We start from the raw sequence: 23995 nt of genomic DNA, 5'->3' as shown, positions 1-23995 counted from the left end.
CATGCCTAGGGAGTGTCCGGTGGGGCAGTGGGTTTCCGGCCGGTCGCTCGTCGATTCGGTCATGGGTCGGTCGTGAGGCGGGGGAGCTGACGAATCGCGAGTGGTCTCTTGTGCAGTCGCACCTGTCGTCTTCGGGCAGGTGGGGCGGCAGGTGGAACGACCCTCGAACCGTGGTCGACGGGACCCTGTTCCGGATCCGGACCGGTGTCCCGTGGCGTGACCTGCCGGAACGCCACGGTTCGTGGAAGACCGTATGCGAGAGGCATCGCCGCTGGTCGGCGGAGGGCGCCTGGGGCCGGATCTTGCGGGTGGTCCAGGCCGACGCCGACCTTGCCGGAAGGGTCGACTGGTCGACGGTCGGTGTCGACCTGACGTCCTGCCGGGCCCATCGGCACGCGGCCGGCGCCCGCAAGACCAGGCCGCGCGCCCGCAAGGCCCGGCCGCGGGTCCCGAAAAAAGGACGACGCCCCGGCACCACCGTCCGAACGAGGGGACTCGGACGGTCCTGGGGCGGCCTGGCCTGCAAAACCCATCCGCCGGTGAGGGCGGCTGCCGCCCCATGGCCCTGCTGCTCACGCCGGGCCAGTGGGGTGACGCCCCGCAGATGATCGAGGTCCTGGACCGGATCCGGGTTTTCCGACCGTTGGGAGGGCGGCCCCGGACCCGGCCCGGCCACGTCAGCGGCGACAAGGCTTACAGCTTCCGTCGAAACCGCCGTCACCTGCGAAGACGCCGCATCCAGCACACCATCCCGGAGCCGAGGGAGCAGCGGGCCAACCGCCGACGCGGAGGCAGCGCGGGGGCAGGCCCGTCAGGTGCGACCGTGACCGTTATCGGTGTCGCAACGAGGTCGAGCGGGCCATCAACCGACTCAAGAATTCCCCTGTTGTCGCGACCCGTTACGACAAACGGGCCTACGTTTTGCACAGCACCGTCACCGCAGCAGCGGCCCGGTTACGGTTCCACCCGTGATCCGCCGGACAGTACCTGGTCGGCTCGTACGAACCTCACCGGCCGGAGCCCGGTGGCGGGGTGGAGCGCTTCCGCTGGGAGAGGGCCGGGAACCGTCTCGCATCCGGTCGCGGTTCCGGGGCTGATCTGCCGCTGTCCCCGCGGGGGCCGCGGTGCCGACGCCGGTGGACCACGGCCGGTGGTCCACGACCGGCCTATGACCTGTGGTTCCGGCAGGGCCGAGTGGCCGGGCGCCCCGATGGCGAGCCGGAGACGACGGCGGTGACGGTGTCCGGGACGCCATGTGCGCGCCCCGGCCGATGCCTACAGGTCGAACTCGTGTGGCGGCAGGTCGAGGGTGTGGCAGGCTTCGCGGACGGCCGCCTGCTCGGTCTCGTCGAAGTCGCCGTCGGCACCGCCGATGACGATGCCGATCTGGATGACGGCGCGGGCCTCGGCGGGCTTCTTCCTGGCCTTGGCGATTTCCCGCATGACGTTGACCTTGCCGAGGGCGAAGTCGGAGGTCAGCTTGTCGAGGTTCTCCTCGAAGCGGCGGTGGAGGTCGTCGGCGGGGAAGTTGCGCAGGACGTCGTTGGTGGTGATGAGCTGGGCGACGCGTTGGCGTTCGGAGGGGTCGACGCGGCCGTCGGCGGCGGCGACGAGCGCGCACATCGCCATGGAGGCGTCCCGGAAGGCACCACTGGTGAGTTCGTTCTTCTTCGCCATGAGCTGGGTCTGCATCGTCGACGCCGATTCCTTGAGGCGGTCCCACAGGGCCACGCGTACTCCTTCGCCGGGGGTGCGTTCCGGGCCGGGGCCGGAGCGGCCGGCCCGGAACACAACTTCTACATTGCTGTAGAAGTTACCAGGCTCAGCCCTCGTCGCCCTCGTCGTCCCCCTCGAAGAAGTCGCCGATCTCGTCGACGGCCTCCGCCGCGACGAGGCCGCCCGCCACGCCGACGGCCAGCCCCGCGGCACCGGCGGCGACGGCCGTGCCCATGCCGGGACCGGGCCGGTGGCCGTGATGGTGCTCGTCGTGCCCGTACGACCCGTGCCCGTACGACCCGTGGCCGTCGTGCCCGTACGCCCCGTGGCCGCCGTGGGTGGAGCGGTGCTCGACGAGCTGCCGCACCCAGGACTCGACCTCGGTGGTCCAGTGCGTGTGGTCGACGTCCTCGTGGCTGAGGGTGAAGCGGGTGAGCGCGTCGTGGCCGCCGGAGAGGAAGCCGCCGCGCTTGTCCGCCTCCAGGACGACCTCCATGCCCTGCGGGTCGGCCAGGAAGGTGACCTCGATCTCGTTGACCCGGCCCGCGTACTGCGGCGAGGGGGAGATCTCGATCTCCTGGTAGAACGGCAATTGCTGGCCGGTTCCGCCGATGTGGCCGTACTCCAGGTCGGCGGACTTGAAGCCGAAGCCGAGCTGGCCGAACGCCTCCAGGATCGCCTCCTGGGCGGGCAGCGGTGCCACCGTGAGCGGGTCCAGGTCGCCCTTGTCCTTCGCGCCCGCCACCCCGAGCTCGGTACGGACGCCGAGCACGACGCCCAGGGCCTGCCCGTGCAGCTCCGTGACGGGGGTCTCCCACGGCAGGGTCACGCTGAACGGGACGCTGCGCTGCTCGCCCTCGGCCAGGCGGAAGCCGCTGGCGACGGTGAACCGTTCGAAGGCGACCGTGCCCTCGCTCTCGCCGTCGCCGAGCTCGGCCTCCACCCGGGCGACGAGCTCCAGGGTGATGTGCTCGATGTCGAAGTCGGCGTTGCCGCCCTTCAGGTGGACCTCGCCGGTCAGGGTGCCGCCCGGCCGGACCGCTCCGGGGGTCAGGACCGTGTCCACCGAGGGGCCGCCGATGCCGATCGAGCCGAGCAGTCGTTTGAACACCATCGTGGCGTTCACTCCTTCGCGAAACGTGTTGCTGTACGGAGAGGCGGGGCCGCCACCACCGGCGGGGCGATGGTGGCGACCGGGGAGAACTACTTCGACGCCGCTCCCAGGGCGGCCAGGGCCTGTGCCCGGCGGACGAACTTCAGGTCGGCGAGGTCGGCCACCGTCTTGACGCCGAACGCCTCCTCCAGGAGCTCGCCGTCACGCTCGGAGACGCCCTTCAGCGCGCTCACCGGTGCGGCCAGGATCTCCGGCAGGCTCTTGTCCGCCCATGCCTTGTCCAGCACCTTGTCCAGATCTATCGCAGCCACGAAGGCCCTCCCACCATGACGGAGCGGTCCGGTGTGCCGTCGACCCGCCTCGCGGGCGCGTCCGACGGCATTCCTCGCCGCTTGTATCTACATCCGTGTAGAAGCATAGGGGCGGATGCCCTTCCGCGGGGGAGCGCCGGGGTGAACGGGCGGTGTACAGCGCGGAATCGGCCGGTCGGCCGGTCGGTCGGTCGGCCGACCAGTCGCGTGTTGCGGATGTGGCTGGGTATGCGATCCGCGGTCCGCGCGGGTGGTTGTCGCGCCCCGGGGCGTCCCCGAGGCGCCTCCGAGGCGTCCTCGGGGTACCCGCCGGCACGGCGGGAGGGCCCGGTGGGCCCTGTCCGCCGTGCCTCGTCCGGGGTCGCCGGGGCTGCGAAGGCCGTCCGAACGGGTGTGAATGGAAGGCGGGCGACGGGCGCGGGCGATGGGCGGCCATCCGGCGCGTCCCGTCCCGGAGGTGCCGTGTCGAGTTCCGGAGCGGTACGGCATATCGTCTACACGCGTGTAGAAGAACGGAGTGTGGGACAGGTTCCGTGGCAGCCGCGCGGAGACGGAGCGCAGCCGCGGTGGACCCGCTTCCTGGCCCGACGAGGAACGACAAGCGTGACGAGGGACGGCATACGTGACGAGGAGGAGGCGCGGGGTGACTCAGGACGTCGCTTCACAGGCGGCCGAGCCGTCCCGCGCCGTGAGGGCCCGAGCCGAGCTGACCTGCGCCATGGGGACCCGCGCCGAGCCGTCCCGTGCCGAGCCGTCCCGCGCCGTAGGAGCCCGAGCCGAGTCGACCCGCGCCGTGGGGGCCCGCGCGCCGGGCGGGGCGGTCGCCGTCACCGAACCGGGGACCGGCTGCTCCCGCCCGTTCGTCCCGCTCGACAGAGCCGTGAAGGAGTTCGCCTTGCCTGCCAGACCGATGGACCCCCCTGGGGACGGTCCCGGACCGTCCCGTGCCGCCACGCCTGAAGCCGGCGCGCGGCGGGACGGCGTGCGGTGAGCGCCGGACTCGGCCTGCTGGCCGTGCTCGTCCTGACCGTGGGCACCGGGTACTTCGTCGCCCAGGAGTTCGCCTACGTCGCCGCCGACCGGCTGGCGCTCGCCCGCGAGGCCGAAGCGGGCGACGGGCGGGCCGCCCGTGCCCTGAAGGTGCTGGGGCGGCTCTCGTTCATGCTCTCCGGCGCGCAGCTCGGCATCACGGTCACCGGACTGGTGGTCGGCTTCCTCGCCGAACCGTCCGTGTCGGCCCTGCTGAGGCCCGTACTGGACGGTGTGGGGCTGACGGGTGGCGCGGCCACGGCGGTCTCCGTGGTGCTGGCCTTCACGATCGCCACGGTCCTGCAGATGGTGGTCGGCGAACTCGCCCCGAAGAACCTGGCACTCGCCGTACCCGAGCGGCTGGCGAAGTCCCTGGCCTCCTCCACCCTCCTCTACCTGAAGGCCGTCGGCCCGCTCGTGCGCGTCTTCGACAGCGCGGCGAACACGCTCCTCCGCAAGGTCGGCATCGAGCCGGTGGAGGAACTGCACCACGGAGCCACCCTCGAGGAGCTCAGCCAGTTGATCGGCGAGTCCCACGAGCAGGGGCAGCTCCCGGCGGACACCGCCGAGCTCCTCGACCACGCCCTGGAGTTCTCCGAGCGCACCCTCGACGAGGTGATGGTCCCGCGCGTGGACGCCGTGTTCGTACGCAGGGACGCCACCCTGGAGGAGGCGGCCGACCTGATCGCCGTACACGGCCACTCCAACTACCCGGTCCTCGGAGACCACCCCGACGACATCACCGGCGTCATCGGCGTGTGGGAGCTGATGCGGCTGCCCGCGAGCGGCTTCGGCACCACGTCGGCCGGGGAGGCGGCGCGCCGTCCGCTGCTGCTGCCCGACACCCTTCCGCTGCCGGACGCGGTGGCACAGATGAGGCAGCGGGACGACGAGTTCGCCGTCGTCCTGGACGAACACGGGGGAGTCGCGGGCATCGTCACCTACGAGGACATCGCCGAGGAACTGGTCGGTGACATCGCCGACGAGACCGACACCGTCGTCCGGCCGGCCGTCCCCGACGGGGCCGGCTGGGTGGTCGACGCGGGGCGCCGCCTGGACGAGGTGGAGCAGGCGACCGGCATCGCGCTGCCCGAGGAGGAGGACTACGACACCGTGGCCGGCCTGGTCATCGACCGGCTGGGGCGCTTTCCCGCCATCGGCGACCGCCTCACCGTGGAGGGCGTCGCCATCGAGGTCCTGAGTCTGGACCGGCACGTACCGGAACGCGTCCGGATCGAGCGCGCGGCGGACGAGGAGGCCCAGGCGTGAGTTTCCCCGTGGCTCTCTTCGTCACCGTCCTGCTCCTCGTCGCCAGCGGGTTCTTCGTGGCCGCGGAGTTCGCCCTCGTCGCGGCGAAGCGCCACCGCATGGAGAAGGCCGCCGAGGAAGGGCGGCGCGGCGCGAAGGCGGCGCTCGCCGGCATGCGCGAGCTGTCCCTGATGCTGGCCGGCGCCCAACTGGGCATCACGGTCTGCACGCTCGGTCTCGGTTCGATCTCCAAGCCCGCCGTCTCCCACCAGGTCGATCCCCTGCTGGTGAAGCTCGGCCTGCCCGCCGGGCTCAGCTACGGCATCGCGTTCGCCTTCGCGATGGCCCTCGTGGTCTTCCTGCACATGGTCGTCGGAGAGATGGCCCCCAAGTCGTGGGCGATCGCCCATCCGGAGCGTTCCGCGATGCTGCTCAGCCCGCCCTTCCGCGCCCTGGTCAAGGTCGTGCGGCCGCTGATCCGGGTCCTCAACAGGGTCAGCAACGCCCTGGTCCGGATGTGCCGCGTACAGCCGCGCGACGAGCTGACCGCGGTCCACAACCGCGAGCAGCTCACCCACCTGGTCGCCGAGTCGGAACGGCTCGGTCTGATCAACGAGACCGACTCCGAACTCATCACCCGGTCCCTGACCGAGCCGCAGACCCCCGTCGCGGAGCTGCGGGTACCCGCCGGTGACATCGCGACCGTACCGGCCGACGCCGATGTCGACACGATCCTGTCGACGGCCACCGCCGCCGACCGGGCGCGCCTGCTCGTCGCGGACGGGGAGGAGGTCCTCGGCTCGGTGCACGCCCGGGACGCGCTCGTTGCGCGGGCCCGGGGCCGCGCCGCCACCGCACGCGGGCTGGCCCGGCCCGTTCCGGAGCTGAGGGGCACCGACAGCCTCTCCCACGCGGTCGAGCAGTTGCGCAGGCACCGCGCCTCCCTCGCGGTCATCCGGGACGAGCACGGCCGGCTCACCGGACTGGTCAGCCTGGACGACCTCCTCGCCCGCCTGATGGGCACGCGGAGCGCGTAGGCGCGACAGCACAGGGCCCTCGCCCGGTGTCGGGAGAGGGTCCTTCCCGCACGCGGCGGGCGGGCGCGCGCCGGTCCGCCGGCCCCGTTCCGCTCCGAGTCGGCCGGGCTCCTCCCGCGCGCGGCGGCGGCCCGGTCCCGCTGCGGTCGCTGCGCCCCGGCGACCTGGGCTCCTCCCGCGCATGGCGCCGGGCCCGTTGTACGGCGCATGGTGCCGGCCCCGTTGTACGGCGCATGGTGCCGGCCCCGTTGTACGGCGGGTGGTGCGGCGCGTGTACGGCGGGTGGTGCGGCGGGTGGCGCCGGCCCCGTTGTACGGCGGGTGGTGCGGCGCGTGTACGGCGGGTGGTGCGGCGCGCCGAAGGGGTGCCCTTCCCGCGCGCGGCGGGTGAACGCGCGCCGACACCCTCATCCTCGCCGTGAAGCCGTGCCCTTCCCGCGCGCGGCGGGTGGGCACCGTCCGCCGGCCCCGTTCCGCCACGGCGCTCGACCACCTGCTCGTCGTACGCCTCGCGGACCTCATTCCCGGGACGGGCGGGCGAGCCCCGTGAAGCCGGGGCTGCCGAAGTCCGGCCGGCTGTGGCCCGGGCGGGTGTGGCTCCGGGGTACGGGACCGGGCGCGAGGCCCGGTGGTGTGCTCGTGGAGCCCGCCGTGGAGTCGTGGAGTCCGAGTCCGTGGCGCAGCCGGGGCAGTAGACCGCGCTGCAGCAGGGCGTGCGACCACGCCGCGTGCGCCTGCGCGAGCGGGACCGGTGAGGGCGGGGCTTCGTGTGCCGTGGCCCGGTGTCGGGCGGCCGTGAAGACCAGACCGGCGCCCGCCGTGAGCCCGGCGACGGCGGCGATGGCCGCGGCGGTCCAGCCCGTGCCGACGAGCGTGTCGGCCGGCGCGTCCGCGACCCCCGCCGCGCGCAGGCCGTAACCCAGCAAGAGGAAGATCACCGCTGCCGTGGCGGACAGCAGGGGAGTCAGGACGACGAGGGCGGCCATGACGCCTTCACCGCCTTCACCGCCATCGGACGGAACCGCTGGGGCTGGTGGGGTTGCTGTGGAGGACGAAGTGCCGGTCGGTGACGACCTTGCCGGAACCGTTCAGCGGCAGGGCGCCGGCGTCCAGGTCGAAGTCGGTACCGGAGGTGGTGCGGACGTCCCGCTCGAGCCCGACCACCACGGCGGTCAGCCCCGGGGCCTCCTTGCTCAGCGAGATGTCGCCGCCCTTGACGAGGCTCACGCCCCTGTCGTCGTTCCTCTCGCCTCCAGCGGTCGGGTCGGGCGCGGGGCGCGTTCGGTCCGAGAGGTGTCCGGGACGTTGGTTCCACAGCAATGTAGAAGTTGGTGGGTGTACTCGACCGCGGAGCGCCGACGGGGCGGGGCCGGTGGCGCCACCGCCCCGCCGCCCTCCTCCGGGAGAGCGGGCCCGGCGCGGCGCGAGGAGGCACCGGCGCGGGAACGAGGGGTGGCGGGGCCAGTACCATGAACGTCCTCGTTGTACGAGCGGGACCGGCGGGCAGAAGGCGGACACGATGACCGAACGGAACGAGGGCGCTGCCGGCCGGCAGTCCGGCCGCCGGGCCCAGGGGGAGCTGGAGGCGGAGGTACTGGCTGCCCTGCGGAGCGCGTCGCGCCCGGTCACCGCCGCCTACGTGCACGAGCGCCTCGGGCAGGGACTCGCCTACACGACCGTGATCACCACCCTGACCCGGCTCCAGGCCAAGGGGGCGGTGGCGCGGCAGCGTGCGGGCCGGGCCTTCGAGTGGACGGCGGTCGCGGACGAGGCCGGCCTCACGGCCCTGCGGATGCGCCGCCTCCTGGACGCGGAAGCGGACCGCGAGGCGGTGCTGTCCAGGTTCGTCACCGCCCTGCTGCCCGACGACGAACAGCTCCTGCGCGACCTGCTGGCCCAGTCCGACGAGGCCGAAGGCTGACCCAGGTGGGCGTCTTCGTCTTCCTGCCCCTCGTCCTGCCCCTGTCGGCCTGGCCGATGGCCCGGCTGGCCGAGCAGCACCTGCACCCCCGTGCGGCCACCTGGCTGCTCACCGCGGTCGCCGTCGTCCTGGCCGTGTGCAGCACCCTGTGCCTGGCCCTGCTGATGGTGGTCGGCACCGCGCAGCTCCCCGGCAATCCGCTGCCGGACGGCTGGTCGGACCCGGAGGTCCGCGAGGCCGTTCCGTACGACGAGGTCGCCGGCAAGGCCGCCATCCCCGCCCTGATCGTGGTGCTCGCCTCCTGCGGCCGGGCGGCCTGGCGCCACCACCGCGTACGGCGCCGGGCGAACCAGGCACTCGCCGGCCTGCCCGCACGGTCCGTCGCGATCCTGCCGGACGACGTCCCCTACGCGTACGCCCTTCCCGGAAAACGCGACCGCGTCGTCACGACGACCGGCATGCTCCAGGTACTCACCGGCCCCGAACGCCGCGCCCTGTTCGCCCACGAGCGCGCCCATCTCGTCGGCCACCACCACCGGTACCTGCTGGCCGTGCAGTTGGCCGCCCGCGCGAACCCGTTCCTGCGCCCGCTGCGCACCGCCGTCGCGTACACCACCGAGCGGTGGGCCGACGAGGACGCCGCCGCCCGCGTGGGCAACCGCCGACTCGTGGCACGGGCGGTGGGCAAGGCCGCGCTCGTGTCACGCGGGGCCCCCGGCGTCACCCTGGCGGGCTTCGCCGCCCCGGGGCCGGTACCGCGCCGGGTGGCCGCCCTGCTGGGCCCGGCACCCTCGGCACGGAACTGGCCGCCGGTGTTCACCGCGGTCGGCCTGGCCGCGTGGGGAGCCGCCGCCGGCACCACGGCCTCGGCACTGTCGTCGGCCAACGCCGCCGTGAGCCTGTTCTTCATCCTGAAGGCCGCCACTCCGCTGTAGGCGCGCGCACCGCTGCCGCGAGGATGGGACCTCCACCGCCTTCCCACATCCGTGCCGCCCGCGAAACCCCGCCGCCCGCCCGACCACCACGCGACCACCGCCTCCCGACCGTCCACCGCCCGCCCGATCACCACCGAAGGCGACGCGCGGCTCCTCCCAGACCCGGCGAGCGACAGGCGGAACCCGGGGGTGCCATCCCCACCGGCTCGACGCGGTGGGGCGGCTTCGGCAAGCAGGGGAACCCGGGTGCCATCGAACACCCCGGTTCCCCGCACCCGTCCCACCGGGCACGGCGAACTCCGTTCGACCAGCGCCCTTCCACGAGTTGGGGCACGAAGACCCACAGCGAATCCGGACGACGAACAACGCCCCGGTCACCGACCAGGGCCTTCGCTGTGGAGCGGGTGACGGGAATCGAACCCGCGCTCTGAGCTCGGGAATCACTGCATCTTCCGTACCCACAAACGTGTCGTGACCAGCATCAACAGGTGCCAGAAAGGGCTTCTGGGCCCGCCTGGTACCCGCTGCTGACCGTGGTGTACCGCCCCTTCGGGCACGGATCGGGCACGGATCGGGCACAGGGTCGACCTCCCCCGTGACGCCCCGTCTGTTCTGGCACGAGAGTGTGTGGGACCTACTCGTGCTTGAACGTCACCGATGGGTCATCGGACGGATCGTGTCCTCGCTCGCCGCCTGCTCAACTACCGACCTCATGACGAAGTAAAGCGACATCTAATGCGCTAAACGGATCAGTTAGCAGATTATCTAAACGGACATTCGGTAGGTGCTCTACGGTTGCGCTCCATGGAGGTCGGACAACAAGTTGCCGGCCCAGAAAGGACGTTGTAGGTGACCATCACCGTTGACCCCTCTCGTCTGTCGCTGACGCGCGAGGAGTCCACCTACCTGGCGATTCGGACCACCCAGGGCGGACGCACGGTCTACACGACCCGCATCCCACTGTCCGAGCTCCCGGTTATCCTCACGATCCCTGACCCGGCCAAGCCCGACCCGGACAACCGCCGCGTCGACCCCAACCACGCAAAGGGCTTCGGCAACTACCTTGCTGAAAACCCGGGTTGGGTGGCTCCGGCTCTCCTTATCCGCGACACCGGTGGCTGCCGCTTCGAGCCGATCAGTGCGGACGGGACTGTCGGATACCTCACCGTCCCGTGGGCCATCGGCGGCATCGGGCGCCTGATCACGATCGACGGCCAGCACCGTGTGCTCGGGGTCCACCTGGAGAAGAAGCGCATCACCGACGAGATCGCGCGCATTGACCGTGAGGCGGTCCGTGCCAACGAGGCGAAAAAGCAGAAACTTGACGAGGAGCGCGAAGCTCTGATCCTCCGACTTCAGCGTCTTAAGGAAGAGTTCATCGGCGTCGACATCTACGTGGAGGTCGATGGTGTCCGCGGGCAGCAGATGTTTGTCGACGTCGCAGACAACGCCAAGGGCATCTCCGGCGCCGTCCGAGCCCGCTTCGACACTTCGCGCATCGCCAATCGCACGCTGACCGACATCGTCGCTCACCCCCTCTTCGCAGGGAAGATCGACATCGAGCGTGACCGCATGACCCTGGCCAACCGCAACCTGATGGGCGCCAAGCACGTCGCTGACATCACCCGCTCCGTCATCGCTGGCCCTGGTGGACGCGTGAACAAGAAGGTCGAGTCCCTCACCGACAACGAGGTGATCGAAAGCGTCCGCGGTTTCTTGGACGTCATTTCCACGGCCTTCACCGACCTGGCGGCGATCACCGAAGAGGATGTCGACAACTACCACCCTTCCCTCTCTGAGAAGCGCAAGAACGAGCCGCCGGCACCCCCTACCAAGGCGATGCAACTCCGCGAGTCCTCCCTCCTCGGCTCCGTGGGCATGCTCCGCGTCCTCGGCGGCGTTTACCGCAACCTCAAGGAGGACGGAGTTGAAGACGGTGACGTCCAGGAGTTCTTCAAGCGGCTCGACCGCCACATGGGCGCCCCGGTCACTGAGCAGAGCATTTGGCGCACCACCGCGGCGAACGAAGACTTCGAGCCCAACGCCTCTGCGCCGATCATGCGCCAGCAGAACATCGTCCACCTGACCAAGGTGATCACCGACTGGTACAAGAAGGCGCCCGCCGCCATCTGAGCCACCGGACAGCAGCGAGGCCCCCTCTATGACCCATGCGGAGGGGGTCTCGCTGGGGTTCCGGGTGTTCAGGGCAAGAGGTGCGGCTCGGTGGCATTGGGCCCCTTGCCCTCAGGGCAAATTACTGCCTGCTCTTCGTTGGCAACAGGTGGTAACGGGCTTGCGCTTACCTTCGTACTTGCGGTTCCCCAGCCGCAGCCCCACGCACGTCTCTACGGACCCGCAGCCGGAAACGGCGCCCCCGCCATCCCGGTGCCGGCCGATCCCCTGCCGGAGGCATCAAGCTTTGACCGCGACCGTGCGGACGGTGCTCGACTCATGGCCACCGGCCCTACCCACACGTGGACGCGCGTCGGCGCAGCGCGGGCGGAGCGGGCCGAAGGCAGGAGCGACGCCCACGGCGGAGCCGGGAGCCCGCCCGGCGGAGTGGAGCACAGTCGGGTGCCTTGATGACAGGTAAGAAGCCGCTTCGGACGTGTCCGCAAGCTACCCTCCGGCCGGTACCAAGCTCGGTACCTCGGCCCGGACGGTATCGACCGACCCGCCCCGCACACCTTCGCGACCGCCCGGGACGCTGACGACTGGCTTGCTGAGCAGCAGACCGCGCTTCGGCGCGGGGACTGGATCGACCCGGACGCGGGTGCGATCAACTTCGAGAAGTACGCCACGCAGTGGGTTGAGGAGCGGGACCTGGCCGCGACCACCGACGAGCTGTACCGGCGGTTGCTGCGGCTGCATATCCTGCCCACCTTCGGCGGTTTGGACCTCGATGAGATCAGTCCGCCCGCCGTCCGTGCCTGGCGGGCTGAGCGGCGCAAGGTGACTGGCGCGACCACCGTCGCCAAGTCGTACCGGCTCCTGAAGGCCGTCCTCCAGACGGCCGTCGATGACGAAGCCATCCGCCGCAACCCCTGCCGGATCAAGGGCGCGGGCAAGGAGTCGGCCCCTGAACGCCCGGTGGCGACCGTGGCCCAGGTCGACGCGGCTGCCGACGCCATGGGTCCGCGCTGGCGGCTGATGGTCTACCTCGCCGCGTACGGTCCGGCCCGCCCCGAGGAACAGGCGGCCATGCGGCGGCCGGACGTCGACCTGGACACCCCCGGCGTGTGGGTCCGCAGGGCTGAGCCGGAGTTGACCACCGGCCGCCGTGTCGAGGGCGACACCAAGTCGGAGGCGGGACGGCGCTTCATGGTCCTGCCGGCCTTCCTCCGGACCGACCTCCGGAGGCACCTCAACTGGTACGCGGAGAAGGGACCGGACGGGCTGCTGTTCGTGGAGGAGAAGGGCAAGCCGTTCCGCCGCTCGTCCTTCGGGCGTAAGTGGCGCCAGGCCCGCGCCGCGACCGGCCTCCCGGAGGGCTTCCGGTTCTACGATCTCCGTCACACCGGCCACACCCTCACGACCCGTTCGGGCGCCACGCTCAAGGACACGATGGTCCGCGCGGGCCAGTCCACCGAGAAGGCCGCGCTGATCTACCAGCACTCCGACCACGAGCGTCAGAAGGAAGTGGCCGGCGCGCTGGACCGGATGGTGCGCGCGACCCGCCAGAAGGCCCGTGAGCAGCGCGAAAAGGCGGAAGGTGGTGCGGAGGTGGTGCGAGACGCCTAGAGAGGTCTAGACAACAGCGAAGCCCCGGGCCGCTGGCCTGGGGCTTTCGTGTGGAGCGGGTGACGGGAATCGAACCCGCGCTCTGAGCTTGGGAATCACTGATCCACCGGTCGTTATTGACCGCTTGACCAGCAACAACGGGTGCTAAGGCGCCACTTCAGCCACTGCCGATTCCCCGCTATTGACCGTGGTTCACCGACGCGTCGGGCACGGAACGGGCACGGTGCTGAGGGTCATTGCAGAGCACACAGGGCCCGTTTAGTGGTGGGTGTCGCGCCGACGCTGACAGGCTCTCGTTCAGAAGCCGTTATCGTCGAGCAAGCCGAGGTACTGAGCTAGGCGAGTGTGTACTTGAGACAAGACTCGGGCCTCAAGTGTTCCTAGGCGGTCGTCGAGTTTTTCCTTCATCAGAGGCTGGATCGCTGGTACGCGGACCCAGCACTTCTTCAGGACTCCACCTTGACCAGCAGCCAACTGAATGTCATACCTGGTCTTTCGGCTCGTTGAACTAGAGATCGGGCATACTAGGACAAACGGCCAGGCAATGTCTCCGTTGGAGCTAGGGCCGCTCACGACGAGGACGGGCCTTCGTGTGTCGTGAACCTGGCGTTCCTCATCAGGGATGAGCCGAAGCTTGTCGTCCGAGACGTAGTAAACACCGCCGGCGTAAACAGGAACGATCATCCCGCTGTCAGTCACCGTCCAACATTACGCCAGTAGCTTCCCTGCGGGCTTCGGATAGAGCCTCGATGTCCTGGGTGAGGTCATCCACGGCCCCGGCTTCGTCCTCCAGGGGAGGCATGGTCAAGGCGAGGGCTCGCAGTTTTTGGAGTGCCGGCTCCAGGTCGGGCAGCGGCTCCCCGCCTGTCAGGTCCAGTCGGACCTCCCTGCGGCCCAGCTTTTGCGCTTCGAGCATCGGCTGGGTTTGGTAGGTGAGGTCCTTCAGCTGGGTCGCTGACAGTTGCCCCTTCTCGGAGACGATCCTTTCAACGATCTCTGCAAACCGTTCGTCTATCTCAACCTGGGGTGTCTCTACGGCCAGCACGAGCCGGACTTCCGGGGTCCCGTAGAAGTTAACGGTCTCGCTCACGCGTACGATGCCAGCAAGCTCAAGATCGGTCTCGATCTCACGGAGAGCGTTGCTGTACGGGCCGTAGTGCCGCCAGCGCCACTCGACGCCACTGCCCGGAGCGCAGTCCTGAGCTACTGCTTCGAGGTCGGCCAGGTAAAGCAACTTGGCGAGTTTGGTGCGGTTGATCATGACGCCACTGGAGCGAGCGACACGCAGCAACTGCACCACAGCCGCCGAACTTCCGCGCATCGTCATAGCCACACCCCCAGACGTACCACTGTACGGGCTGAGACGCGTCTTTGCACCGCCCGATGAGAAAAACATCCACGCAAAGTAGTAGTAGGACGACTTACGGTGATCACCTATGAAGTAGTCCATACAAACCCCCCTAGATTGAGGGTACCCGAACCTTTGTTCGCTTTCTAGTGCTTGAGCGCCCGATCCGCATCCACCACTCTCCCCAGCTTCCATCCCGTCCGCCGTCGACCCACACACCGTGGAGCGGGCGCGGTGCCGGGCGTCCAGGTGGAGCGCCCAACTGGACGAACGACCTGGACGCCCGGTGCCGTGTCTGCTCGGCTCTGCCTGGGTCGACGGCGGACGGGATGGGAGCTCCCTGCGCACGCCCCTACGGACCCGCGGCCGGGGACGGCGCCCCCGCCATCCCGGTGCCGGCCGATCCCCCGCCGGAGGCATCAGGCTCTGACCGTGACCGTGCGAATGGTGCTCGACTCATGGCCTCCGGGCCCTATCCACCTGTGGGCGGGCGTCGGCGTAGCCCGCGCGGAGCGGGCCGAAGGCAGGAGCGTCGCGCGGAGCGGAGCCGGGAGCCCGCCCGGCGGAGCGGAGCGCAGCCGGGGCTTGATGAGGTAGAGAAACCTGTAACAACTCATGACCGATAGGACTCTTGGCGCTGGTCATGCCTGGGTGATGGTGTGGCAGTGGAGCCGTACGCATGAGGGGGCAGGGTGCAGCCATTACCGGATGACTTGGCGCAGAATCGGGCGGGCGACGCGGTACGCCGCAAGATCCGGGAACTGCAACCGAACCCGCTGCTCAGGCTGGTGGACCGATGGTTGGCGGAACCGAAGCTTCGCAGTTGGAAGGACGGCCTCGTAGGTGAGCGGCTCACCGGTAAGCGCCTGGACCGGCTCCGGGGCCGCGGCTGGTTCACCCTTCACGCCATCCAATGGGCGACCGGCACGGACATTGATCACCTCGCCATCGGCCCCGCCGGCGTCTTCACCATCAACTCGAAACGGCATCCGGGGAAGACCGTCTGGTACGGCGACATCGCGATCACGATCAACGGCAGCCGGACTCGGCACATCGCAGCCAGTCAGTCCGAAGCGCGCCGGGTGTCCCGCGTTCTGTCCCGTCGCTGCGGGATTGAGGTTCCCGTCCGGCCCGTGATCTCCGTAGTGCACGCGGCGAAGCTCACGGTCAAGGGTGCGAACCCGCCGGTGCTCGTCCTGGCGGTCGAGCACATAGACCGGGTTCTGTCGGGGCTGTCGCCGGTGCTCTCGCCTGATCAGGTGGCGCACATCTACAGCGTGGCCCGGCAGGCCCGCACCTGGGCCGATTGATCAGGCGTCGAAGTCGTACTCCAACACGTACGCGGCGGAGTCGAGGATCATCTCGTTCACCTCGACGGGGCGCCCCTCGTCCGCGAACGCCGTACGGCAAATCATGATCACCGGGATGCCCATCGAAAGCTGAAGCCGACTCGCCTCCTCCTGAGAGGGCATCCGGCAACGGATCTCCTCACGGAAGTGCACGGGCTTGCAGCCCAGCTCGGCCAGACGGGCGTAGATGCCGCCGGGTCCGGTGTCCTCCTGAGTGATCGCTGAACCCGCCACCAGATCCGCGGGCAGGTACGACGTGGCCAGGAGAACAGGCTTCTCATCGAGAACGAAACGGCGACTCCGTACGCAGGTCGCCGCACCGGCCTCCACGCCGAGCACTCGGCTGATCCGTTCGGGTGCCGCGGCTTCGGATACCTGCACCTGATCGACTACAAGGGTCCGGTCCTCGATGTCCGCAGACCAGACGGAACGTCCCGCACCCCACTGATCGCGGGACAGTCGCTGAATGCCCCGCCGTCTGAGCGGCTTGAAGGCGCGCACGAACACGCCGGCGCCTTTGCGGGACTCGGCAAGGCCCTCGTTCTGGAGCACGCCGAGTGCCTGCCGCGCGGTCATGCGAGCCACCTCGTAGGCGGCCATGAGGTCGTTCTCTCCCGGTAGCCGATCACCTGGGCCGTACTCGCCGGCCTGAATCGCTTCCCTTAGATCGTCCGCGATGCGCTGGTACTTCGGCTGGCGCCCGCTGCCCTGGGTGGCCATGTGGTCCCTCCTTTCCTCTCTAGACACCTTAGGGGCGATCACGCATTCACCCCAACCGGCGGCTCACCTCAGCAGCCAATCCGAAACCTGTCTAGAGACGTGTTGACATCTCTAGAGAAGCGCTGTTCTATGGAGTCATCTCTAGAGAGGTTGCTCACAAGGGGTGGCCTCAGGGACGAGGAGACAGCTATGCCGTCGTTCAAGGTGGACACGTCGTCCGCTGTGGTGTTCGTGGCCACGGCGCCCGTGCCGAAGCTGGTGAGCAAGCAGACCGGTGAGCGGGCGGTGGACCGGGAGACCGGTGCCAACCTGTCCACGGTGGGTCTGCTGATCTCGGACGAGGGTGAGGGGAACCTGTACCAGGTGACCGTCCCGGAGACCGGTCTTCCCGAGGGTCTGAAGCCGGGGATGCCGGTGTCGGTGATCGGGCTCAAGGCGCGGGACTGGGAGAACACGTTCAACGGGCAGACCCGTCACGGGATCTCGTTCCGCGCGGTCGCCGTGACGCCGATGGGTGCCTGACCATGACGGACCTGTCGACGTTATGGGAGATCGGCCTCCCCCTGGCCGGTGCCGGTGGCGCTCTGGGCTACGCGAAGGCTCGCGCGCCCCGTGTGTTCTGGTCGCTGGTGGGTCTGCCGGTGGCCCGGGTGCGATTCGCGGTGACGTACCGCTCGACGATGGACGTGTGCGGGCTGACGGTGCAGCCGTCGCGGCTTCGCGCGTTCATGGTCCGCAACGTGGCCCGGCGCCCGGATGTTCAGCCGGTCCCGCCCCAGGTGCGGCGGGTGCGTGGTTCGTCCACCGGCATGAACGTGACCCTGCGCCTCCCGGCTGGTCTGGAACCCGCCGACGTGGCTGCCGCATCGGAGCGGCTGCGGCACGCCTGGGGCGTTCACTCCGTGCACGTCACCGAGACGAAGCCCGGTTTCATCGAGCTGCGGATGACCGGCTATGACGTGCTGCGGCGGGTGAGGATGCCGCGCCGCCTGCCCCGTGACCTCGCCGCCGGGCCGCTGGTGGTTCCCGTGGCGCTGCGGGAGGACGGTACGGCGTTCGTGCGGGACTACCGCAAGATCCCGCACGCGCTGACGCTGGGTGCGAACCAGTCGGGCAAGTCGATGTATCAGCGCAACCTGATAGCCGGGCTGGCGAAGCTGCCGGTGGGCCTGGTCGGGATCGACTGCAAGCGCGGTGTCGAACAGCGCGGCTACGCACCCCGCCTCTCCGCCTTTGCTGTCACCCCCGATGAGGCGTCCGGCCTGCTGAACGCTCTGGTGGGCGAGATGGAAGACCGCTTCGACCTGCTGAGCCAGCACGGTGTGGCCGACATGTGGGACCTGCCCGCACGGGTCCGCCCGGTGCCGCTGGTGGTCCTGGTGGACGAGGTCGCGGAGCTGTTCCTCACGGCGGTGAAGAAGGACGAGGAGCGGCGGGACCGCATGGTCATGCAGATGATCCGCCTCGCGCAGATGGCCCGCGCGGTCGGCATCTACCTGGAGGTGTGCGGCCAGCGCTTCGGCTCCGAACTCGGCAAGGGCGCCACCATGCTCCGCGCCCAGCTCACCGGCCGCACCGTGCACCGGGTCAACGACAAGCAGACCGCCGAGATGGGCTTGGGCGACATCGCCCCCGATGCCGTCTTCGCCGTCACGACGATCCCGCCGGACCGCCCCGGCGTCGCGGTCGCCGGTGACTCCTCCGGCCGCTGGTCCCGCATCCGCACCCCCGCGATGACACCGGCCCAAGCCGTCGCCATCTGCCGCCAGCACGCGCACCTCACCCCGCGCATCCCGGCCTTGGAGCCGTTCCGGCCGATCATTCCCGCCGCACCGGCGGCCGACGCCGCGCCGCTGGTCAAGCCGGTGTCCCTCACCGAGTAATCCCCCTGTTCGACGGTCGGCGTGACCGCATCCCGCGCCAGGTCCCTACCCCGCCCATGCCCAAAACCGAAGGGAACCGTCATGGCCACCACGAAGAAGCCCCCGGCCCCGCGCCGCCGTCCGCCCAAGAAGCCCGCCCCGGTTTCGCCGCCGTGCGGCACCTGCGCGGGGAGTGGGGAGACCACGACCGCCGTCCGGGTCGGGCGCAAGCGCCGGGAGATCGGTGCCACCCAGTCCGCGTTGTGCCCGGACTGCTTCGGCACCGGCACCGCCTGACCAGAAAGGAGGCGCCCCGTGCTCCGCTCCTTCCGCGTCGACGCCGTGCTTGTCCAGGCCGTCATCGCTGGTGCGCTGTCCTTCGCCCATCTGCACGACTTGGCGGAAGCCGCCGGTCAGGATGGGTGGAAGGCGTGGGCCTACCCGGTCAGTGTCGACCTGCTGTTGGTGGCGGCCTGGCGCAGGATGCGCACCCACGCCGACAACCGCGCCGCCTGGGTCTGGTTCGTCATCGCCCTCGCAGCCTCGCTCGGCGCGAACGTCGCCACCGCCGGACTACTCGACCTGGACGCCATCCCGGCCTGGCTGCGCATCCTCGTCGCCGGATGGCCCGCGCTCGCCTTTCTCGGCGGAACCCTCCTCGTCCACGCCCCCACGCACACCATCGACGAACCGGCCACCCCACCGGCCCCGGTCTCCGAACCGGACCGCGTTGTCCCGGAGTCGGCCCCGGAGCCGATCACCCTCGAACGGACCCCCGAACCGGACCCGGAGCCGGAGACGATCGAGCACGCCCCGGACCCCGTGCCGGAACTGCCCGCCCCCGCGCCCGAGGCAACGCCTTCTGTGCCGGTCCCGCCCGCGCTCCTCGACCACGCCCGCAAGGTCGCTGACGCCCACCGCGCCCAGACCGGGACCCCCATCGACCCCGGCACACTGCATTCCCGCCTCGGCGTCCCCGCCCCGCTGGCCGACTCCATCGCCGCCCAACTCGCCTGACCAGAAAGGAGGTAAGCCCGTGGCGCGTCCGAACCGCTTCTACGACGTGATCCGCATCGGCCCGGTCCGGGTCGGCAGCCACCACGACGGCCGTGGCCGGACCAAGCACACCGCCGTGTGCACCGCCCCCGGCTGCGACTTCTCCGCCGACTACCACACCCGGCCCGCCGCCGAACTCGCCGCCCGCACCCACCGCTGCACCCCCTGAGAGGAGACACCCCTCGTGTTCACCCCGAAGTACCCGCACCCCGACACCGCCACCGCACCGCCCGCGGCACCGCAGCCGGTCAACGACACGGCCCCGGTCGTCCCGGCCCCGGCCTCCACGCCCCTGCCGCAGGCTCCCGGTCCGTCCCGGACCACCGTCCAGCTCACGCCCGGCGCCCTCGTCGGCGTCGCCGCCGGGGGAACCGCGGTCGTCCTCGTCGTCGGCGCAGTCCTGGTGTCCATGCTCCTCGCTGCCGCCGTCACCGCCGCGTCCGTAGCCGTGTGCGCGGTCGTCATCAAGTCCCTGATCAACCAGGAAAGGAAGCACTGACGTGGCCTTCTTCACCGCAGGCAAGACCTACCTCTGGCGCCCCGATGGCTATAAGGCGCCCGAACAGTGGCGCTACTTCCAGTGCGCCGCCGTGACCCGGATCCCGGGAACGACGGCCCGGATCGCCTTCGGCTTCATCAAGACCGGATCCCCCACCAGCGGGTGGACCCCCACCGGTCTCGGAGACGCCGACTGGTCCAGTGAATGGGTCGTCCTTCCCGAAGACTCCTCGCACTAAGCGGCCCCCGGGGCGGCCTCGGTCGCCAAACTTCCGCCGCCCCGGGCGCCTGAACTCCATTCCAGATCCAACGGACCCGAAAGGGAGACCCCATCATGCCCCAGCGCACCCCGGCCGCGCCCGTGTGCCGCGACTGCGACGGCTTCGCCACCGCCACCATCACCACCGGCACCCGCCACGCCGATGGCTCCCACGCCACCCTCCGTATCACCTGCCCGGCCTGCCAGGGCACCGGCGTTCGCCCCATGACCACCGTTAGTCGAGTGGAGGTGACGGCCTGATGGGTCTCTTCAGCAGGCGCGAGCCCGACGACTACGACCTGCAGGATGCGATCGACCGTGCCAAGCTCGATTTCGCGCACAAGCGGGAAGTCAGGGAGGCACACGAGGCCCATGACTTCTTGCGTCCGGAGCCTAAGAAGGCCAACGGCAAGAATCTGAGCGGCCCTGTCAGCAGCGACGCCAGCACCCCCAAGGGGAGGCGGCGCTGGTGAACGACACCGCCACCGCGGCGGGCCTGGACCCGGCCACCCTGAGCGACCTGCTCCGGGTGGCCGGGTCACCCGGCTTCGACCGCCTCACCGAACAGATCCGCCGCACCGGAGGATGCGCCGCACCCATCCGCCTGTCCGGCGGCACCAAGCTCATCGACCCCGCCACCAAGACCGTCCTCCACGCCTACACCACCGACACCGAGCCTGGCGGGGTCCTGCGGGTCGCCTGCGGCAACCGCCGGGCCTCGCGCTGCCCGGCCTGCGCCTGGACCTACGCCGGGGACACCTACCACCTGATCCGCGCCGGACTCGTCGGAGACCCGACCAAGGGCACCCCTGACACCGTGCGCGACCACCCGCGCGTCTTCGCCACCCTCACCGCCCCTTCCTTCGGCCCCGTCCACAACCGGCCCGGCACTCGGCCCTGCGCCTGCGGCACCCGCCACCCCGAAGACGCCCCCGAACTGGGCACCGCGCTGGACCCGGCCACGTACGACTACGCGGGGGCGGTGCTGTGGAACAACCACGCCTCCGAGCTGTGGCGCTACTTCACGATCTACCTTCGCCGCGAGATCGCCCGCCGCGCCGGCCTCACCCAGAAAGCCGCCCGCGAGACTTCCCGCCTGTCGTTCGGCAAGGTGGCCGAGTACCAAAAGCGCGGCGCCGTCCACTTCCACGCCGTCATCCGCTTCGACGGCCCCGAAGGCCCCGACACGCCCCCGCCCGCCTGGGCGAGCCTCGACCTGCTCACCGACGCCATCAGGGCCGCTGTCGCCCGCGTCCAGGTCGATGTCCCCGCCGCCGGGGACCACCCCGCCCGCACGCTGCGCTGGGGCACTCAACTCGACATCCAGCCCATCGGCGCCTTCGGCAACGGCGAGGACATCACCGAACAGGCCGTCGCCTCCTACGTCGCCAAATACGCCACCAAAGCCGCCGAGACCACCGGCACCGTCGACCGCCGCATCGGCAACAAAGAAGCCCTCGACCTCCTCGGCGTACCCGACCACCCCCGACGCCTGATCGAAACCTGCCTCGACCTCCACCCCCTCTACCCCGACCGCAAGCTACGCGACTGGGCCCACATGCTCGGCTTCCGCGGCCACTTCTCCACCAAATCCCGCCGCTACTCCACCACCCTCACCGCCCTACGCCAGACACGCGCCGACTACCGCGCCGCTGAACAACGCGCCGCCCTCGGCCTGCCCGACCCCGACGATCACCCCGAGGCCACCACCCTCGTCGTCGCCCACTGGGCCTACGCCGGCCACGGCCACACCCCCGGCGAATCCTGGCTCGCCGCCAACATCCGCCGCGACATCCAACACAACCGCGAAACCGCACGCGAGATCCGTGCCGAACTCCACGACCTGGAAGGAGAGCAGACATATGAATGAGCGGTACCTCAGTGTTGACCAGGTTGCCGAAGTGCTCGGTACCACCGTCCGCTTTCCTCGGCGTCTCGTTGCTGAGCGCCGCATCCGGTACGTGAAGGTCGGCCGTCACGTGCGCATCCCGGAGAGCGCGGTGCGGGCCTACATCGACGCCAACACCGTCGAGCCGGTGAGCCGTCGCCGTAGCCGGTACGGGAGGGCTGTCTGATGGCCAACAAGAAGGGGCGACGCCGGACGTTTGGGACGGTGAGGAAGCTGCCCTCCGGGCGTTACCAGGCGCGCTATCCAGGACCGGATGGCATCCTCCGCCCTGCTCCCGACACGTTCGCGACGGCCCGCGACGCTGACGACTGGCTGGCCGAGAAGCAGACCGAGATCCGGCGCGGAGACTGGCAGGACCCGGACGCGGGTGCCGTGAACTTCACTGAGTACGCACTGCAGTGGGTCGATGAACGGGGGCTCGCGGCCACGACGGATGAGTTGTACCGCCGACTTCTGCGGCTGCACATCCTGCCCACCTTTGAGGACCTGGACCTTGACCAGATCACCGCGCCGCGCGTCCGAACCTGGCGCACCGAGCGGCTTCGCACCACCGGCGCGCCCGCGACCGTCGCCAAGTCCTACCGGCTTCTCAAGGCCATCATGGAGACCGCCGTCGACGACGAACTGATCCGCCGTAATCCCTGCCGCATCCGGGGAGCGGGCAAGGAGACGGCCGCCGAACGTCAGATCGCCACGGTCGACCAGGTGGATGAGCTGGCTGGCGCCATCGGCCTTCGCTGGCGGCTGATGGTCTACCTGGCCGCGTACGGCCCTCTCCGTCCGGAGGAACAGGCCGAGCTGCGCCGCAAGGATGTCGACCTCGACAACATGGTCCTTCGCGTGCGCCAGGCCGCACCCGAGCTGAGTACCGGCAAGCGGGCGGAGGGGCCGACCAAGTCACAGGCCGGGAAGCGGCTCGTCGTCCTGCCGGCCTTTCTCCGAACCGAGCTTCAGCGACATCTCGACTGGTACGCCGAGGAGGGCCCGGACGGGCTGTTGTTTGTGGGGGAGAAGGGGGCGCCGTTCCGCCGGTCCACCTTCGGGCGGAAGTGGCGACGGGCCCGGTCCCTCGTCGGACTGCCGGACGACTTCCGCTTTTACGATCTTCGTCACACCGGGCACACCCTCACAACCCGCTCGGGTGCGACGCTCAAGGACACGATGGTCCGCGCTGGCCAGTCGACCGAGCGGGCCGCGCTGATCTACCAGCACTCGGACTTGGAGCGGCAAAGGGAAGTGGCTGCTGGCCTCGACCGCCTGGTCCAGGCCCGGCGTGATGCAGTGAATGCCACAACATCTGGCACGGGTCTGGCACAGGACTCCTGAGCTGGTCCAGACAACAAACAAGGCCCTGGTCGCTGACCAGGGCCTTCGTCATGGAGCGGGTGACGGGAATCGAACCCGCGCTCTGAGCTTGGGAAGCTCATGTTCTACCATTAAACTACACCCGCGCGGCGGCCGGAGGACCGGGCCGCATCGCCGCTCACTGTACCTCATCTGCAGCCCCTGGTGTGTCGCGCCGGGGGTTTCTCGTGTGTCGGGCGGGGTGATCCGGCGGTTTCGGGCGGGGAGTTGGGGCATAAGGTGGGGGGGCGGAGTGCCGCCTGGAGTGGTGTCCTGTTGATCCCCTAATGTGGCTGTCTCGTCCACCGCTTGTTGGGAAAGGGCTTGATGGACACCATGGAGCGAACCGTCGTCCGGTGTGCCGAAGGGCACGTGTTCAATACCGCGACGTTCCCGATGCAGAACCTCGGTGCCGGTCGGATCGGGCCCGGGCGGCTCATTCGCTGTCCCCGGTGCGCGCGGCTGCGGAACGCCGTTCCCGTGCCCGCGGGGGCGGCCGGGCGGGCCTAGGACCTGTCTGATAATTGATCTTGTGGTGGGTCGGGGTGAGCTGACGGATGCGGCGTGGGAGCGGATAGCGCCCCTGCTGCCGGGTGTTG

Annotated in this window: 26 protein-coding genes, 1 tRNA gene and 3 pseudogenes; 21 read left to right on the top strand and 9 right to left on the bottom strand. The window is 70.0% G+C overall.

The window, feature by feature from the left end; genetic code table 11:
* Positions 1-53 precede the first annotated feature (53 nt).
* A pseudogene (locus tag AC07D6_RS31325) lies at positions 54-972 on the top strand (IS5 family transposase).
* Between the two features lie 303 nt (positions 973-1275).
* On the opposite strand, the gene AC07D6_RS31320 reads toward AC07D6_RS31325, so the two are convergent.
* From AC07D6_RS31320 to AC07D6_RS31310, 3 genes are all read right to left on the bottom strand, one after another.
* A complete protein-coding gene (locus tag AC07D6_RS31320) occupies positions 1276-1731 on the bottom strand; it encodes a tellurite resistance TerB family protein (RefSeq protein WP_479050040.1) in 456 nt (151 codons plus the stop codon).
* 91 nt (positions 1732-1822) lie between these two features.
* Positions 1823-2830, bottom strand: coding sequence for a sporulation protein (locus AC07D6_RS31315; RefSeq protein WP_479050038.1), 1008 nt, complete (start codon positions 2828-2830; stop codon positions 1823-1825).
* Between the two features lie 89 nt (positions 2831-2919).
* A complete protein-coding gene (locus tag AC07D6_RS31310; protein ID WP_479050036.1) occupies positions 2920-3141 on the bottom strand; it encodes a hypothetical protein in 222 nt (73 codons plus the stop codon).
* A gap of 987 nt (positions 3142-4128) precedes the next feature.
* On the opposite strand from AC07D6_RS31310, the gene AC07D6_RS31305 reads away from it, so the two are divergent.
* Both AC07D6_RS31305 and AC07D6_RS31300 read left to right on the top strand, forming a co-directional pair.
* Positions 4129-5439, top strand: a complete 1311-nt coding sequence (locus AC07D6_RS31305; protein ID WP_479050034.1) for a hemolysin family protein — start codon at positions 4129-4131, stop codon at positions 5437-5439.
* A complete protein-coding gene (locus tag AC07D6_RS31300) occupies positions 5436-6455 on the top strand; it encodes a hemolysin family protein (RefSeq protein WP_479050032.1) in 1020 nt (339 codons plus the stop codon). The genes AC07D6_RS31305 and AC07D6_RS31300 overlap by 4 nt, the downstream gene beginning before the upstream one ends.
* 517 nt (positions 6456-6972) lie before the next feature.
* Here AC07D6_RS31300 and AC07D6_RS31295 read toward each other — a convergent pair.
* Together AC07D6_RS31295 and AC07D6_RS31290 are read right to left on the bottom strand one after the other, a co-directional pair.
* Positions 6973-7440, bottom strand: a complete 468-nt coding sequence (locus tag AC07D6_RS31295) for a hypothetical protein (RefSeq protein WP_479050030.1) — start codon at positions 7438-7440, stop codon at positions 6973-6975.
* A 28-nt stretch (positions 7441-7468) separates the two neighbouring features.
* A pseudogene (locus AC07D6_RS31290) lies at positions 7469-7681 on the bottom strand (TerD family protein); the annotation flags it as partial.
* Between the two features lie 292 nt (positions 7682-7973).
* On the opposite strand from AC07D6_RS31290, the gene AC07D6_RS31285 reads away from it, so the two are divergent.
* The 4 genes and pseudogenes from AC07D6_RS31285 to AC07D6_RS31270 form a co-directional block, all read left to right on the top strand.
* The gene (locus AC07D6_RS31285; RefSeq protein WP_315877658.1) at positions 7974-8375 is read left to right on the top strand and encodes a BlaI/MecI/CopY family transcriptional regulator; all 402 of its coding nucleotides are present in this window, start codon (positions 7974-7976) and stop codon (positions 8373-8375) included.
* Between the two features lie 5 nt (positions 8376-8380).
* Positions 8381-9310, top strand: coding sequence for a M56 family metallopeptidase (locus AC07D6_RS31280; protein WP_479050028.1), 930 nt, complete (start codon positions 8381-8383; stop codon positions 9308-9310).
* Positions 9311-10159: 849 nt separating this feature from the next.
* On the top strand, positions 10160-11443 hold the full coding sequence (locus AC07D6_RS31275; protein ID WP_479050026.1) for a DNA sulfur modification protein DndB: 1284 nt from the start codon (positions 10160-10162) through the stop codon (positions 11441-11443).
* A gap of 459 nt (positions 11444-11902) precedes the next feature.
* Positions 11903-13051 (top strand): annotated as a pseudogene (locus AC07D6_RS31270) (site-specific integrase); the annotation flags it as partial.
* Positions 13052-13348: 297 nt separating this feature from the next.
* Here the strand turns inward: AC07D6_RS31270 and AC07D6_RS31265 are convergent.
* Both AC07D6_RS31265 and AC07D6_RS31260 read right to left on the bottom strand, forming a co-directional pair.
* Positions 13349-13735: a type II toxin-antitoxin system PemK/MazF family toxin gene (locus AC07D6_RS31265; protein ID WP_479050094.1), complete on the bottom strand. Its 387-nt coding sequence runs from the start codon at positions 13733-13735 to the stop codon at positions 13349-13351.
* A 7-nt stretch (positions 13736-13742) separates the two neighbouring features.
* Entirely contained in the window at positions 13743-14501 is a 759-nt protein-coding gene (locus AC07D6_RS31260; RefSeq protein ID WP_479050024.1) for a type II toxin-antitoxin system antitoxin SocA domain-containing protein, read from the bottom strand.
* A gap of 590 nt (positions 14502-15091) precedes the next feature.
* Here AC07D6_RS31260 and AC07D6_RS31255 point away from each other — a divergent pair.
* A complete protein-coding gene (locus AC07D6_RS31255; protein ID WP_479050022.1) occupies positions 15092-15709 on the top strand; it encodes a nuclease-related domain-containing protein in 618 nt (205 codons plus the stop codon).
* Here AC07D6_RS31255 and AC07D6_RS31250 read toward each other — a convergent pair whose 3' ends face one another.
* Positions 15710-16468, bottom strand: a complete 759-nt coding sequence (locus AC07D6_RS31250) for a GntR family transcriptional regulator (protein WP_479050020.1) — start codon at positions 16466-16468, stop codon at positions 15710-15712.
* A 189-nt stretch (positions 16469-16657) separates the two neighbouring features.
* On the opposite strand from AC07D6_RS31250, the gene AC07D6_RS31245 reads away from it, so the two are divergent.
* The 12 genes from AC07D6_RS31245 (at position 16658) to AC07D6_RS31190 (ending at position 23378) form a co-directional block, all read left to right on the top strand.
* Positions 16658-16990, top strand: a complete 333-nt coding sequence (locus AC07D6_RS31245; protein ID WP_479050018.1) for an SCO3933 family regulatory protein — start codon at positions 16658-16660, stop codon at positions 16988-16990.
* 2 nt (positions 16991-16992) lie between these two features.
* Entirely contained in the window at positions 16993-18351 is a 1359-nt protein-coding gene (locus AC07D6_RS31240; RefSeq protein ID WP_479050016.1) for an FtsK/SpoIIIE domain-containing protein, read from the top strand.
* Between the two features lie 81 nt (positions 18352-18432).
* Positions 18433-18627, top strand: a complete 195-nt coding sequence (locus AC07D6_RS31235) for a hypothetical protein (RefSeq protein ID WP_479050014.1) — start codon at positions 18433-18435, stop codon at positions 18625-18627.
* 18 nt (positions 18628-18645) lie between these two features.
* Positions 18646-19347, top strand: coding sequence for a DUF2637 domain-containing protein (locus AC07D6_RS31230; protein ID WP_479050012.1), 702 nt, complete (start codon positions 18646-18648; stop codon positions 19345-19347).
* A gap of 19 nt (positions 19348-19366) precedes the next feature.
* On the top strand, positions 19367-19555 hold the full coding sequence (locus AC07D6_RS31225; RefSeq protein WP_479050010.1) for a mobile element transfer protein: 189 nt from the start codon (positions 19367-19369) through the stop codon (positions 19553-19555).
* 15 nt (positions 19556-19570) lie between these two features.
* Entirely contained in the window at positions 19571-19885 is a 315-nt protein-coding gene (locus AC07D6_RS31220) for a SpdD protein (protein ID WP_479050008.1), read from the top strand.
* Position 19886: 1 nt separating this feature from the next.
* Positions 19887-20123 (top strand): hypothetical protein, encoded by a 237-nt coding sequence (locus AC07D6_RS31215; protein WP_315877646.1) that lies wholly within the window; start codon positions 19887-19889, stop codon positions 20121-20123.
* Positions 20124-20218: 95 nt separating this feature from the next.
* Positions 20219-20404 carry a hypothetical protein gene (locus tag AC07D6_RS31210; protein WP_479050006.1) on the top strand — a complete coding sequence of 62 codons (186 nt, stop codon included), beginning with the start codon at positions 20219-20221 and terminating at the stop codon, positions 20402-20404.
* Entirely contained in the window at positions 20404-20616 is a 213-nt protein-coding gene (locus AC07D6_RS31205; protein ID WP_479050004.1) for a hypothetical protein, read from the top strand. Before AC07D6_RS31210 ends, AC07D6_RS31205 begins: the two co-directional genes overlap by 1 nt.
* Positions 20613-22013, top strand: a complete 1401-nt coding sequence (gene repSA / locus AC07D6_RS31200; protein ID WP_479050002.1) for a replication initiator protein RepSA — start codon at positions 20613-20615, stop codon at positions 22011-22013. Before AC07D6_RS31205 ends, repSA begins: the two co-directional genes overlap by 4 nt.
* Positions 22006-22218, top strand: coding sequence for an excisionase family DNA-binding protein (locus AC07D6_RS31195; RefSeq protein ID WP_315877642.1), 213 nt, complete (start codon positions 22006-22008; stop codon positions 22216-22218). The genes repSA and AC07D6_RS31195 overlap by 8 nt, the downstream gene beginning before the upstream one ends.
* Positions 22218-23378, top strand: a complete 1161-nt coding sequence (locus AC07D6_RS31190; protein ID WP_479049999.1) for a tyrosine-type recombinase/integrase — start codon at positions 22218-22220, stop codon at positions 23376-23378. The genes AC07D6_RS31195 and AC07D6_RS31190 overlap by 1 nt, the downstream gene beginning before the upstream one ends.
* Positions 23379-23429: 51 nt before the next feature.
* On the opposite strand, the gene AC07D6_RS31185 is transcribed toward AC07D6_RS31190, so the two are convergent.
* Positions 23430-23503 (bottom strand) — tRNA-Gly (locus AC07D6_RS31185).
* A gap of 220 nt (positions 23504-23723) precedes the next feature.
* Here AC07D6_RS31185 and AC07D6_RS31180 point away from each other — a divergent pair.
* Positions 23724-23906 (top strand): hypothetical protein, encoded by a 183-nt coding sequence (locus AC07D6_RS31180; protein ID WP_479049998.1) that lies wholly within the window; start codon positions 23724-23726, stop codon positions 23904-23906.
* Positions 23907-23995: the final 89 nt, after the last annotated feature.

The sequence above is a fragment of the Streptomyces sp. NPDC045287 genome, assembly GCF_056432325.1.
Note: the sequence above shows the minus strand (reverse complement) of the source record. Positions and strands in the feature narration are given on the sequence as shown.

Coding starts and splice junctions, on each gene's coding strand:
- AC07D6_RS31315 (WP_479050038.1), bottom strand. CDS start 2,830: ATGGTGTTCAAACGACTGCTCGGCTCGATCGGCATCGGCGGCCCCTCG.
- AC07D6_RS31295 (WP_479050030.1), bottom strand. CDS start 7,440: ATGGCCGCCCTCGTCGTCCTGACTCCCCTGCTGTCCGCCACGGCAGCG.
- AC07D6_RS31285 (WP_315877658.1), top strand. CDS start 7,974: ATGACCGAACGGAACGAGGGCGCTGCCGGCCGGCAGTCCGGCCGCCGG.
- AC07D6_RS31265 (WP_479050094.1), bottom strand. CDS start 13,735: ATGATCGTTCCTGTTTACGCCGGCGGTGTTTACTACGTCTCGGACGAC.
- AC07D6_RS31260 (WP_479050024.1), bottom strand. CDS start 14,501: ATGGACTACTTCATAGGTGATCACCGTAAGTCGTCCTACTACTACTTT.
- AC07D6_RS31250 (WP_479050020.1), bottom strand. CDS start 16,468: ATGGCCACCCAGGGCAGCGGGCGCCAGCCGAAGTACCAGCGCATCGCG.
- AC07D6_RS31245 (WP_479050018.1), top strand. CDS start 16,658: ATGCCGTCGTTCAAGGTGGACACGTCGTCCGCTGTGGTGTTCGTGGCC.
- AC07D6_RS31240 (WP_479050016.1), top strand. CDS start 16,993: ATGACGGACCTGTCGACGTTATGGGAGATCGGCCTCCCCCTGGCCGGT.
- AC07D6_RS31235 (WP_479050014.1), top strand. CDS start 18,433: ATGGCCACCACGAAGAAGCCCCCGGCCCCGCGCCGCCGTCCGCCCAAG.
- AC07D6_RS31210 (WP_479050006.1), top strand. CDS start 20,219: ATGCCCCAGCGCACCCCGGCCGCGCCCGTGTGCCGCGACTGCGACGGC.
- AC07D6_RS31205 (WP_479050004.1), top strand. CDS start 20,404: ATGGGTCTCTTCAGCAGGCGCGAGCCCGACGACTACGACCTGCAGGAT.
- AC07D6_RS31195 (WP_315877642.1), top strand. CDS start 22,006: ATGAATGAGCGGTACCTCAGTGTTGACCAGGTTGCCGAAGTGCTCGGT.
- AC07D6_RS31190 (WP_479049999.1), top strand. CDS start 22,218: ATGGCCAACAAGAAGGGGCGACGCCGGACGTTTGGGACGGTGAGGAAG.
- AC07D6_RS31180 (WP_479049998.1), top strand. CDS start 23,724: ATGGACACCATGGAGCGAACCGTCGTCCGGTGTGCCGAAGGGCACGTG.